Genomic DNA, 13,140 nt, shown 5'->3' with positions numbered 1-13,140 from the left:
TCAGCGATGAAAGGTTATCGGTTTGATTTTTGTCCTTATGAGCGGCGGTTTTTGCAACCACTGGTTACTCGTCACGGAACCTGGCATACCCGTGAGGGTATAATTATTCGTCTCGGTGATGCAAAGGGTAAGTGTGGGTGGGGAGAAATTGCTCCCATGAGTTGGTTTGGTTCGGAAACTCTAGAACAGGCTTTAAATTTTTGTGACCAATTACCAACAGAAATTACAGAAGAAATTATTTTTTCTATCCCCGATCATTTACCTGCTTCTCAATTTGGTTTTGAATCGGCGTTGGTAGCGGTGGGAATTGCTGGATACAAGAGATATTCTTCTCCTCTAACCCACGGCAAATTGCTGACATATAGTGGGTTATTACCAGCTGGAGAGGCAGCGTTAAATCAATGGGAAACCCTGTGGAAGCAGGGATATCGCACGTTTAAATGGAAGATTGGGGTGAATGCAATTGCTCAAGAGCTAGAAATTTTTGACTTATTGACGCGTACTTTACCCACTAGTGCCAAATTGCGATTAGATGCCAATGGTGGACTTAGCTACCAAGAGGCTAACCGATGGCTGGAGATTTGTGAGCATATTCAAGCAAATGTTGAATTTATTGAACAACCATTGCCTGTGGAACAATTTTCGGGAATGTTGAAATTGAGTGCTGATTTTAAGACTGCCATAGCCTTAGATGAATCTGTAGCTACCTTCAAGCAACTTGAGCAGTGCTTTCAACAAGGTTGGCGAGGCATTTTTGTCATTAAACCAGGGATAGCAGGTTCACCCTTTCGTCTGCGGCAATTTTGCCAAAGCCATAAAATTGATGTGGTGTTTTCCTCGGTATTTGAAACGGCAATTGGTAAACAAGCAGCACTCCAACTAGCAGCAGAATTATCTCGAGGAAACAGGGCTGTTGGTTTTGGCATCAACCATTTTTTAGAAAACCCAGAGGAAAATTTATTTAAATGTCCATAGAACAACCTATAGTTTATTTACATAAACTTGCTGCCAGTGATTTTATCATTGGTGACCACAATCATCAATTTCAGCACATAGCTTCTCAATTATATTTAGAACTAAAGCAGAAATTAGCTTTTGGAAATATTCCCAAAATCATCATAGCTGAACGTGAACCAGTGCGATTTCTCGCAGGGTTTATAGCCGCTTGTGCAGCTAGTTGTCCAATCTTTCTATGTAACCCTGACTGGAAAAAACAAGAATGGCAACAAGTTTTAGAATTAGTACAGCCTGATATCATTTGGGGGCTGGGAGAACAAGAAATAAAAATCTCCAACCATTACCTACCTTCGCCTCAATCTTCGATTATGATTCCCACAGGTGGTTCATCGGGAAAGATTAAATTTGCCATGCATACATGGGAAACTCTAATAGCATCTGTAGGAGGTTTTACAGAATATTTTCAGGTAAAGGCAGTGAATTCCTTTTGTGTTTTACCGCTATACCATGTTAGTGGTTTGATGCAATTTATGCGTTCCTTCACTACTGGGGGTAAATTGGCTGTCGTACCATTTAAGGATTTAGTATCTAGTCAAGAATATCATATTGAAACTGCCAATTTTTTTATATCTTTAGTACCCACACAATTACAACGCTTACTAGAAAAGCCAGAATTAACAGAGTGGCTATGCCTATTCAAAACTGTACTTTTAGGGGGTGGGCCAGGGTGGTATGAACTGTTAGCAAAAGCGAGATTTCACTGTATTCGTTTAGCACCAACTTATGGGATGACAGAAACAGCGTCTCAAATTGCTGCACTTAAACCCGATGATTTTTTGAATGGTAAAATTAACAGTGGTCAAATTTTGCCACATGCACAGGTAAATATTCGCAATCAACAAGGTGAAATTTTAAATAGCAATCAAACTGGAAATATAACTATTCAGGGGCAATCATTAGCCCTTGGATACTATCCGCAAACTTGGAAAAATGAAAATTATTTACAAGTAGATGACCTAGGATTTTTAGATTCACAAGGTTATTTAAACATTGTGGGACGTAGCAGCGACAAAATTATCACCGGCGGAGAAAACATCTACCCAACGGAAATTGAAGCAGCAATTAGATCAACTGAAATGGTAATTGATGTTTGTGTTATCGGCTTACCAGATCAACAATGGGGAGAAGCAGTGACAGCTATTTATGTTCCTAAACATCCGCAGAATTGCCACTTAAAACTGCAAGCAGAACTCAAGGAAAAACTCAGCAAATTCAAAATTCCCAAACGCTGGATTTCTGTAACCAAATTACCGCGAAATTCCCAAGGAAAAATCAACCGCCAACAACTGCAAAAAATAGCCACAGAATATCTACAAAATCTCTCTTAACTTTCTTCTCTCCTCCCCCTGTGATTCTCGGCGGTTCGTCTCTAACCACTGGATCATCTCATCAGATAAATTCTGCTTACTTCGACTAATTGCATCAATACAAGCATGTCTAGTAACAGCCTTAGCAACTAGGACATCTTGAACTATGATTTCATAAATAACTTCAAACTTATTCACACCTAGTTTGTGAGGAATTAAACTAATTTCCAATTTGTCCCCACAGAACAAAGGACGGAAAAAGTCCACATTGGCATGAATAATAGGAAAGGCCACAGATGGATGAGTAAAAAAAGATTTGAGATGAATACCCGATGCTTCTAGAGATGCTTCGTAAGCTTCATGACAAATACATAAAACATTAGCAAAATAAATTACTCCAGCAGCATCTGTATCTTGAAGACGAATGGCGCGATTATAAGTAAAGGACATTATTTAATAATTGGTAATTAGAAAAGCTACCTTACAAAGAAGTATTAAATTAATGGTACACAAATGCGAGCAGGATGCCTACCCCACAGGAGTTTTACCATTAATATCTGTAACTGATCTACCTGGAAACTGCTACATATCAATTTCCTATGCTAGCTTGTTTTGTACTGCCATTCAAACCTCTAACCTATGTTAATTAGGAATGATGTTAGGGAAGCTACTCTGAAAGAGAGATTATTTCAAAGGTTGGTATATATCCTCAGAACTGGGGTTGAGGTAAGGACGTTGCAAATCAATCAAATGTTTGGCAAAATGTTTGTCAATAACTTTCATGCGTTCCTCCATTGCATTTTTACCTTTTTGCCAAGCTTCCAACAAGGCATTTGCAACAATTTGACAACGGTTCATCCCAAAAGTTTCCTGTGCGACAAATTTTTGGGTTGGTTCTTCGGCTAAACTTAGTCCTGGTGCTAGAAACTTGGTAAATAAAGGTGTTTCAGCTTGGAAATGAGATTGATACTCTGTATAAATAGCTTGAAGAATTTTGCGAATTGCTGGATAGTCCTGGCATTCAAAATATAGTATCCCTGAATCATAGCGTCGGTATGCCGCAGGATTATAAAGAACCTGGAAAGTAAACGCAATATTAGATGCGTTGAGTTGCTGGGTCAGTCGATTCATGCAAGCGATCGCACCAGATGAAGTGAAGTTAAAATAGATCCTTACCGTGCCCAAATCCGCATCTGGATTACCTTGCTTTCCTTGTCCTACGTTACTTACTGCTAAGTAACAGCCCTTTTGTAATCGATTTTTAGGCATCCAAATAGCCACTGATTCCCCCACCTTGGCAGATTTTTCATTGGATTTGAGATGACAGTCTGGTTCTACATATACTGTCAAACCCCCTTTAGTTACTGCCATACTACCATCCGGTTCGAGACTCAAAACCTGCCAATTTGGGTCAAAATAACCTTTACCGTGATTGCTAGTTTGTAGTTGTTCGTAAAATTCCCAATCAACATCTAAAATAGAATAAGTTTCTAAATGTTGATGTCGCCAGCAATTAGCCGTGGGGATATTAACTGCCAAAGTGCTCTGTAGAGAACCATTATAATAGATGCCGTAAAGGAAATTTCGCAGCAATAAAGTCAGATATTTATGCTGTAAATCCGCAGAGTTTTGTTGAAATCTGTCTGCTACTTTATTGGGTAGCGCAAAAGGTTGATAATGGGGATGGTAAATACAAAAATTCGACTGAATCTCAATATTACTAGCAATATCAACCAAGGTAGTGAGCAATGAATTGGTAGAAGAATCTAGCATTAATTAAACCAGTAAAAATTAAACAAACACCGTGGCAATGGCTTCAACTAGTTAACAACCCCGCAGGCGGGTTTTTTCGTAATAAAGAGGAATCAATTGCTGCTCTTTTTCTACCTGGGGAAGTTTAGGTGTTTTTGCCAAAGGGTTGAGAATTTGTGACTGAGAAACCCCGAAAATACTTAATGCAGAATGTTCGGGCATGGTGAGGAGATTTTTAGCAACCTGAAGCATATAAATGCTAGTGTTGCCAAAGTATTTACGATACTTCATCGTTTCTTGAATTTGATTAATTAGCCCCAATCCCGTGAATTGGATAACTCTGGCAAGAAAGTCACTCCTGTACTCCAAAATAATGGGAAAGGCTTTGAGATAAGCGCGAATTAACCCCAGTAACGAAGGTTGCAGCACCTCTAAAGGTGTCATGGCTAAATGCAGAGATTCTTCTAACTCTATGGCGGGATCTACTACTAAACTGCAAAGCCAAATTCCTAAATAATCGGCGATGAGATTACCCAAATCAAAGGCGGGATCTCCCCAACCACAAGCTTCCCAATCAATCAGTCTCACTAAGCAATTATCTAGGTGATCCCAACGAGAATGAATTAAAATATTATTTAATTTCAGGTCGTTGTGAGTTAAGCAGCAAGGTTGCCATTCATAAGCCAAATCAGCGATCGCTGATTCTAAACTCTCATAACGTTGATAGAGAAGGTAAAACTTTAGCGCCTCAGTGGGAATTCTACCGAATATTTCTGCGCTAATAGAATCTACCCCTTGGGCTGGATTGTAAAAACTATAGCGAAACTGTCCTTGAGGGGCACTACACATAAAGCTACGATATTCTCGGTGCTCAAAGGTAGCACGATGTAGTCCTGCTAATGTAGTACCAATGGCAGTAGCAATTTCTAGGGGGTAAATATCGTTGTAGCGGTAAAATTCACCTAATTCCGAATATTCACTTAAGTAACTACGGACGAGGATAGAATTTTCTTCGTCAAAATGTAGTAATAATGGTGCGATTTCGGCAATATTCCCTAAAACCGGAAACTGTTGTAGCAATTTTTGAAACAACCACTCATTAAAAAAGTCATGCCAAGTTTCATCAGTATGACGTTTTTGTTTAACCAGCAGTTTTTGATTACTTCCTAGACTTACTAGTAAATTGAAATTGTGCTGGCTACTTTTTAGCAAGTGATATTTGCTTGATGCTCCATCTTCTGAGCAACACATACCTGTTTCTTGCAGATACTCGATAACGTTGTGAGAAGACAGTGGTAATAACATGTATTATGTCCTATTCCGTAAAATTATTGATAAAATTACTATTAATCGAGATAAATTTAGCTGTAGCAGTTTCGGTAGACAGCAACAGTTGCTCCAATATATTAATATCCCATCTGTTAGATTAAAACTTGCCATTATGGCAATATAACTTGGATTTTTACTTTAGATTATGCTGATAAACACTAAAAAATCTTGAAATTTATCTACCAAAAAACTGTCAAAAAAAACTACCTGGGGAGGGATATTATCCGATATAAGCATTTCTTCTTCACTGAGGATTTTTACTTTTACTGATACGATGTTGCTAAATGTAGTATGAGCAACAATTCATGTCATTTTCAGTGCATCTGACCATTGACTAATTAGTATTCGCTACGGGTAAAGCAAAATCAATGATTGCTCAACATGGGAAAAATTATATACAGCCTTATTTTTATTTATCATCACCAACTTCAAAAAACCGGATATTTTCCGCAGTCAGTAATTATTTTTTTGAAATATTAATAAGATATGCTGGATGAATGATATTGATGTTACATTTTTCACTACAACAAGCCCAGGAAGGAAAAAGTGAAATGAACGAGGACACACTGGAACTGTGGTTGATTCCATGTTTTGTGTTGTGACAAAACGAATAAAATTTAGTGTAAATGTGCTGTAAAAATAATGAAAAATAGTAGAAATATCTCCGTAAAAACTGTATGAGATAATTATCACCTACCGAAATTTTCATTTTGCTGTCAGGGTCTGTAGACGATTGACCATATACATTTAGCTAAACTACCAAGTTAATTATGCCAAAAGCCAGTAGTTCATCCTATAGCCATAGCCAAGTGCAATTCCTCCAATGTCAAGCAGCATCACTTTTACTCTACCAATCTGTCCTGGAAAGCGAAGTGGGGATGGCATTTCTTGACCTGTTGCAAGCTATACGTTACACTGATGCCGATGCACGAAGTTGCCTCAAAGCTTATGGTAATTATTTTTATGCCTTGACCGCTGGAGAGCAAAATTGGGAGGATTACCTAATTAGTCAAATTCTCGTCTCTGAGAATCCTTTTAGTAAGCTGGCTCAACAGCAAGATTTTGAGAACTTACCCCGTGCTTTAGTAGCCGCAGTAGAGCATGATTTACAGGTATTGCAGAATCTTTATGAGTGTAGCAGTGCTTCTTTGAGCGAGTGGGTACAAACAGTAGCCCATTTGCCCATTTCGCCTGTTGTCTGGTACAGAGAAGCAAATATCAGCATACAGACAAAATTAATAGTGTTGCTACAAAATTTAGATAATTGGGCTGATGCTGTCAAAGATTTAGCAGCTTATTATCGACAGTTCGGTACGGGCTTATTTGCAAAATATCATGCTTTGCGCTGGCAAGAAGGTAAGTTTGTCGGCATCAAGTATCCTGATAGGATTAGGCTAAGTAGTTTAGTGGGTTACGAGTCTCAACAAAAAACTTTGATCAAAAATACAGAGTTCTTATTATCAGGAGGGGTAGCACTGCATGTATTACTTTACGGTAGTCGGGGATCGGGAAAATCTTCTTTGGTAAAAGCTTTGTTAAATGAGTATGGCCAGCGCCATCTCCGCTTGCTGGAAGTGGCAAAATCTGACTTGCATGACTTACCAAAAATAATCGAACATCTGCGGGGAGTACCACAGAAATTTATTATCTTTGTGGATGACCTTTCCTTTGAAGAAGATGATGATGCTTTTAAAGCACTTAAGGTCGTTTTAGAAGGGAATTTAACCGCACGTCCACAAAATGTAGTTGTATATGCTACTTCTAATCGCCGACACTTGATTCGCGAGTATTTTGTAGATAGACCAACTCCCAAAGATAAAGACGAAATCCATGCTTGGGATACAATGCACGAAAAGCTGTCATTTAGCGATCGCTTTGGTATCACCCTGACTTTTGAACCAGCAGATCAGGATACTTACTTAAAAATTGTTCAACATCTGGCAACAGAGGCAAAGCTGAATCTTACCCCGGAAAATTTAGAATATCAAGCATTACAATGGGCAACGCGTCACAATGGTCGTTGTGGACGTACAGCACGGCAGTTTATTGATTTTTTTCGTACAGATTTAGAACAATCTCAGCCAAATACACAGTAATGGGATATCTAATACAATAGTAAGTCAGAAAACAAGCATTTAAAATCGATGATTAGTCTTTCCTATAAACTTTGTTACTTTTGCCTTGTGCCTAGGGATACTGGCTACAAAATTAATTAGCTGGTAACTAAAATCAATTTTTATATCCATATAAATACTTAAAGGTGGCTATTTAGTAGTGATCTGTAGTAATGGCATTAACAAGTACCTATTTTAACAATTCAACTGCGCTAAAAAAAACAATATGCAATCAGCAATGATCAGCAATCGATATATTCTAGGCATAGTTGCCTTTAGTGTGAGTTTTGGCATTAGTCTCGTTCCTAACTGGGATTTGAATCAAGCCTTAATTACAGGTATAGTCACTACACTTGCTACCTATACAGCAGCATTATTTATAGATAAGCGCCAAAGCAATTATGAAATGCTGATTTTAATTTCCCACCGCAAGCGGATTAGAGAAATGGAGGAACTTAAATATCGGATTTTCCGAGAAATTAACCAAATAGAAGAACATCGTAACTTATTATACGCAGAGTCGAAAAAACTAGAAAATCAAATAATAGATTCTCGGAATCAAAGAGATAGTATACATCGAGATTTAGGAATATTTGCTGGACAAAAAAAGCAGTTAGAAACTGAAAGTATTCACCTAACTGCTGAAATAAAAAACCTCGAACAAAGTAAAGCAGAACTGCATCAAGCTTTTTCTATTCTGACAACAGAAAAACGTCGCCTCGAGTTGAACTGTAATACTTATCGTGCTGAAATTGTGCAGATACAAAATCAAATTAGTGAACTTCAGCAAGAAAAACAAGAACTTCAGAGCAATGTCAGTTTGCTAGGTAGACTCAAACCACAATTAGAGGAAAAAATGTATGAACTGCGTATGGAAAACCAAGTACTAGAAACACATAATAAGCAGCAAAAAAATGAACGGGATAATTTAGCAAAAAATCTCAATTACCTAGGAAATAAAATAATAGAAAAACAATCAGAATTACAGGAAATAGAAACACAAGTATCATTGTTGCAACCAGAACGAGACTTGTTACAGAGCCAAGTTTGGGAATTACTCCAACAAACAGAAACATACAATCAAAAAGTCTCCCTTGAAAACTTCAATGAAAGTGCAAATGATTTGTTTCCTTGTGCAGAAATAATTGATTCCTCGGATTCAACAGATACATCTAATATTTTACCTGAAGAATGGAACCAATTCTTAGAACTACTACCTAACCATGAAATTAAGGTGCTGAAAGCCATACTAGAACAAGATAGTCCCCGGCAAATTATTAAGCAAATTGCTGAAGAAAAAATTACCATGCCCAGTCTATTAATTGATTCTATAAATGAACACGCCAATGATACTATTGGAGAATTAATAGTTGAACCGAGTTGGGAAAATCCCCAAGTGTATCCAGAACATTTAGTCAACGTGAGAAAAATGCTGACTGTGTATGAAAATCTCATGGCGAGAAAAACATCGTCCAATTAAATGCTGTTATAGCTTTCTAAAATTATCCGTGCTCAATAAGGTGCTAGTATTGTGGAAATACCAGGATTCTGAAGCAAATTAGGTATATATCCTATACTTCTGCGTTGAAAATTCAGTAGTAAACCACATGGCTAAACTCAAAATCCCTAAAAAAATTTCCACTGCTTTAATTAACTCTCTCGGTGCAGGAGTAGTACCGAGGACAGGAGTTGAACACATCGCAGTGGGAAGGGAAAAAGAAATTCAAAGCCTATGCCAAAATCTTAATGACATCGCACAAGGTGTAGCAGCATTTCGCTTTATAATTGGCAACTATGGCTCAGGTAAAAGCTTTATTCTCCAACTAATCCGCAACCAAGCTATGGAGCAAGGTTTTGTTGTCGCGGATGCTGATTTATCTTCCCAACGCCGATTAGCAGGAACCCAGAATGAAGGTTTAGCAAGTTATCGCGAATTAATGAGCCACCTAGCCACAAAAACTCGTCCTGATGGTGGTGCTTTAGTTTCAATTTTGGAAGGATGGATTAACAAAATTCAACAAGAAGTCGTCAAAGAAACAAACTTACATCCTAATGACCATGGTTTTGATGACCAAATTGAAGCAAAAATTAGGGAAGTAGTTCAATATATCGAAGATTTAGTACATGGTTTTGATTTTGGTAGCGTAATTATTGCTTATTGGCGTGGCTATCGGTTAGATGATGATGATTTAAAAAATGCGTCCCTCCGTTGGCTACGTGGAGAATTTACCACCAAAATTGAAGCCAAAGCAGCGTTAGGAGTGCGGGTAATTATTGATGATGATAGTTGGTATGATTACATCAAGCTATTTGCTAAATTTGTGGCAGAGATTGGTTATAAAGGACTGTTAGTTTTAATTGATGAAGCGGTAAATTTATACCAAATATCAACTACAGTCACCCGTGAAAAGAACTATAACAGACTGCTAACCATGTTTAATGACACTATGCAATGTAAAGCGGAACATCTGGGCATTTTTATTGGTGGAACAACCAAGTTTTTAGAAGATCCCAACCGAGGACTTTTTGCAGACCAAGCTTGGCGAAGACGCACAAAAGAAAGCCGTTTTGTTGTGGAGTCAGGTGTTCAGGAACATTTAGGACCAGTTATCCGGCTTAACCCTTTGAGTGCAGCACAAATTCTCACACTTTTGCAACGCTTAACAGAGATTCATGCACTGAATTTCGGTTATGAACCAGTTTTGAACAATGATGATTTGCAGGAATTTGTGCAAGAAATTGTCACTCGCTTGGGTGCAGAAGCGTTACTCACACCAGGGGAAATTGTCCGGGATTTTCTTAGTGTGCTAAATATTCTCCATCAAAACCCAGCCATGACTTTTACTGGCCTAATTCATGGTTCTACATTTCAGCCTACTGCTATGGGGAAAGATGCTGATGAGGATGATGCAGCAGAGTTTAGTTTGTGAATCAAGTATTGACGGGATTTAAATAAATACCCTCGGATTTTAGTAAATCCAGGGCATTTCTCCACTAATGAGATGATTAACTTCAGCGCATCGTCACAAATTCTTCGGCAGAACTAGGATGAATACCTACTGTGGAATCAAAGTCAGCTTTAGTAGCACCCATCTTAACTGCGATCGCCACTCCTTGTATAATTTCAGCAGCGCTATTTCCCACCATATGGGCTCCTAAAATTTTGTCAGTGCTTTGATCAACTATCAATTTCATCATAGTTTTTTCATCCTTGCCCGCCAATGTATAATACATTGGTCTAAAGCGACTGCGATAAACCTTGATAGCTGGACCATATTTTGCCCTGGCTTCAGCTTCAGTTAAACCAACAGTTGCAGCTTCTGGAGTGGTAAAAATTGCGGTGGGTACATTTTCGTAGCTCATCCTGCGACACTTGTTTCCAAATACGGTATCTGCAAAGGCTCGACCTTCATTGATAGCCACAGGAGTTAAATTAATATTATCTGTACAATCTCCTACTGCATAGATATTTTCTTCAGTAGTTTGACTGTATTTATCAACGATAACTGCACTATTTTTGTTTAGCTGAACCTTGGTATTTTCCAAACCTAATTTCTGCGTGTTAGGTTTGCGCCCTGTAGCCGCCAAACTCACCGCATCAACAATTACCGTCTCCTCAGAATCACCATCCCTGCGAACACTCACCTTTAACGCTGTTTCTGCCTTCTCAATGGCAGTGATTTCGCTATTGTTTAGAATTTTAATACCATGCTTACCCATTCCTTCCTGAATCTCATGGCGTAAATCTTCGTCAAAACCACGCAAAATCTTCTCATTACGAATTACCTGGGTAACTTCGCTTCCCATTCCATTGAGAATGCAAGCAAATTCTGAGCCAATGTATCCTCCGCCCAAAATTACTATACGTTTGGGTTGTTCCTTCAAGTGGAAAATATCATCGGAAGTAAGAGCGTATTCAATCCCGGGAATATCTGGCTTGACTGGATAGCCACCCACGGCAATTAAAATCTTGTCTGCGGTAACCTGACGTTCGCCTACTTGAATGGTGTGGGCATCAATAAATTTACCGTGTCCCTGCAAGATTTCAACTTTGGACTTATCCAGCATAGTTTGATAAATACCATTGAGGCGTGTCACTTCATCATTGACCGCCGTAATCATTTTTTCCCAGTCTAAAGAACTCTTGACTGCACTCCAGCCGTACCCTTGAGCATCTGCAAACAAATCTGGAAAATGGGAAGCATAGACCATTAACTTTTTAGGGACACAGCCACGATTTACGCAGGTTCCGCCTAGTCGGTCAAACTCAGCAACCCCTACCTTGGCTCCATATTCTGCGGCTCTTCTAGCGGTTGCAATACCACCAGATCCTGCGCCAATCACAAATAAGTCGAAATCGTAAGTCATGCGTCCCTCAAGTTTTAGATTTTGAATATGGATATTGGGAAGTCGGGACTGAGGAAAATTTTTCCTCATCCCTAATACCCAATACCTAATTTTCAGTCCCCAGCAATAATATTACACAGCAGCAGGAGTTTTAGCTTCTTTTAGGTAATTTAGCATGGTGTCTGCATCCGACACTTCAAATGGATCGGTAGGGCAGTTATCTTCGTAACCAGGCTCAACAAAAATTTTTTCAATGGTGCAGTCATTTACTACCATTGAGTAACGCCAAGAGCGCAAACCGAAGCCCAGGTTAGATTTATCAACTAACATCCCCATTTTGCGTGTAAATTCAGCATTACCATCGGGAAGTAAAGTCACATTTTTAGCACCTTGTTGCTTACCCCACTGGAACATAACAAAGGCATCATTCACAGATACACAAACCACGTCATCAATTCCCAAGGCTTTGAATTGGTCATAGAGTTCCTCGTAGCGCGGAAGGTGGGAGGTGGAACAAGTGGGGGTAAAAGCTCCAGGTAGTGAAAAGACTACAACACGCTTACCACCGAAAATATCTTGAGTGGTAAGGTCTTGCCAACGGTATGGGTTAGGTCCACCAATAGATTCATCGCGCACACGGGTTTTGAATACAACGTTGGGAACTTTTTCGATAACAGCCATATTTTTGATGAGTTGAGTTTTTGTTTACGATTGTTTTTTATTACTATCTCAGAATAATTCTTATTTAAAATTAATTCAATAGTTATAAATACTTAATTTCTCAAGTTGTTTAAAGTTAATATTTGGTGATTACAATAGAGAAATCGTTAAAATGCAAAATGTAGCAGCAAAATATGCAGCAAGAGGCACACACAATTATTCAAACCTTAAAATCTAAAGGTTTGAGGGTGACTCCTCAGAGGTTCGCAGTTTATGCAAATTTGTTATCTCGGTCTGATCACCCTACAGTTGAGACCATCCTGGGGGACCTCAACAAAGATTTTCCTGTTTCATCTCAGGCGACTATTTATAGTTCTCTGCAAGCTCTCAGGGAAGTGGGTCTTGTACGAGAGGTGTTACTGGAAGAAGGAGTTTGTCGCTATGATGCGAAGGTTGAACCCCATCATCACTTTTGCTGTCGCCAATGTGGTGCGATTGAAGACATTGCGTGGGAAACTTTCCAGTGTATAGATATGAAGACTCTTCGCCCTGGTATACGTGGCGAAAGCTACGAAGTTATTGTTAGGGGTTGGTGCAATTGCTGCTAAATAGCC

At 38.8% G+C, this 13,140-nt stretch carries 11 protein-coding genes; 6 read left to right on the top strand and 5 right to left on the bottom strand.

Going from position 1 to position 13,140, the window contains the following annotated elements; genetic code table 11:
- Positions 1-6: 6 nt before the first annotated feature.
- Both NWP25_RS16790 and NWP25_RS16785 read left to right on the top strand, forming a co-directional pair.
- Positions 7-975 carry an o-succinylbenzoate synthase gene (locus tag NWP25_RS16790; RefSeq protein ID WP_280650510.1) on the top strand — a complete coding sequence of 323 codons (969 nt, stop codon included), beginning with the start codon at positions 7-9 and terminating at the stop codon, positions 973-975.
- Positions 966-2,345, top strand: a complete 1,380-nt coding sequence (locus tag NWP25_RS16785; RefSeq protein WP_280699830.1) for a 2-succinylbenzoate--CoA ligase — start codon at positions 966-968, stop codon at positions 2,343-2,345. The genes NWP25_RS16790 and NWP25_RS16785 overlap by 10 nt, the downstream gene beginning before the upstream one ends.
- On the opposite strand, the gene NWP25_RS16780 is transcribed toward NWP25_RS16785, so the two are convergent.
- The 3 genes from NWP25_RS16780 to NWP25_RS16770 form a co-directional block, all read right to left on the bottom strand.
- Positions 2,328-2,774, bottom strand: a complete 447-nt coding sequence (locus NWP25_RS16780; RefSeq protein ID WP_280650508.1) for an acyl-CoA thioesterase — start codon at positions 2,772-2,774, stop codon at positions 2,328-2,330. The genes NWP25_RS16785 and NWP25_RS16780 overlap by 18 nt on opposite strands.
- Positions 2,775-3,008: 234 nt before the next feature.
- Complete coding sequence (locus NWP25_RS16775) at positions 3,009-4,097, bottom strand: T3SS effector HopA1 family protein (RefSeq protein ID WP_280650507.1); 1,089 nt, start codon at positions 4,095-4,097, stop codon at positions 3,009-3,011.
- Between the two features lie 51 nt (positions 4,098-4,148).
- Positions 4,149-5,381, bottom strand: a complete 1,233-nt coding sequence (locus NWP25_RS16770; protein ID WP_280699829.1) for a phosphotransferase family protein — start codon at positions 5,379-5,381, stop codon at positions 4,149-4,151.
- Positions 5,382-6,175: 794 nt separating this feature from the next.
- Between NWP25_RS16770 and NWP25_RS16765 the strand changes: the two genes are divergently transcribed.
- The 3 genes from NWP25_RS16765 (at position 6,176) to NWP25_RS16755 (ending at position 10,449) form a co-directional block, all read left to right on the top strand.
- Positions 6,176-7,501, top strand: coding sequence for an ATP-binding protein (locus tag NWP25_RS16765; protein ID WP_280699828.1), 1,326 nt, complete (start codon positions 6,176-6,178; stop codon positions 7,499-7,501).
- Between the two features lie 244 nt (positions 7,502-7,745).
- On the top strand, positions 7,746-8,999 hold the full coding sequence (locus tag NWP25_RS16760) for a tellurite resistance TerB C-terminal domain-containing protein (protein WP_280650504.1): 1,254 nt from the start codon (positions 7,746-7,748) through the stop codon (positions 8,997-8,999).
- A gap of 127 nt (positions 9,000-9,126) precedes the next feature.
- Positions 9,127-10,449 carry an ATP-binding protein gene (locus NWP25_RS16755; RefSeq protein WP_280699825.1) on the top strand — a complete coding sequence of 441 codons (1,323 nt, stop codon included), beginning with the start codon at positions 9,127-9,129 and terminating at the stop codon, positions 10,447-10,449.
- Between the two features lie 82 nt (positions 10,450-10,531).
- On the opposite strand, the gene gor is transcribed toward NWP25_RS16755, so the two are convergent.
- Together gor and NWP25_RS16745 are read right to left on the bottom strand one after the other, a co-directional pair.
- Complete coding sequence (gor, locus tag NWP25_RS16750) at positions 10,532-11,887, bottom strand: glutathione-disulfide reductase (protein ID WP_280687480.1); 1,356 nt, start codon at positions 11,885-11,887, stop codon at positions 10,532-10,534.
- 111 nt (positions 11,888-11,998) lie between these two features.
- Complete coding sequence (locus NWP25_RS16745) at positions 11,999-12,547, bottom strand: peroxiredoxin (RefSeq protein ID WP_280650502.1); 549 nt, start codon at positions 12,545-12,547, stop codon at positions 11,999-12,001.
- Between the two features lie 173 nt (positions 12,548-12,720).
- On the opposite strand from NWP25_RS16745, the gene NWP25_RS16740 reads away from it, so the two are divergent.
- Positions 12,721-13,134, top strand: coding sequence for a Fur family transcriptional regulator (locus NWP25_RS16740; protein ID WP_280650501.1), 414 nt, complete (start codon positions 12,721-12,723; stop codon positions 13,132-13,134).
- Positions 13,135-13,140: the final 6 nt, after the last annotated feature.

This window comes from Umezakia ovalisporum Ak1311 (genome assembly GCF_029891685.1).
In the GTDB taxonomy this organism is placed as follows: domain Bacteria; phylum Cyanobacteriota; class Cyanobacteriia; order Cyanobacteriales; family Nostocaceae; genus Umezakia; species Umezakia ovalisporum.
The sequence above is the reverse complement of the archived record's forward strand: the minus strand, read 5'-3'. Positions and strand labels throughout refer to the sequence as shown.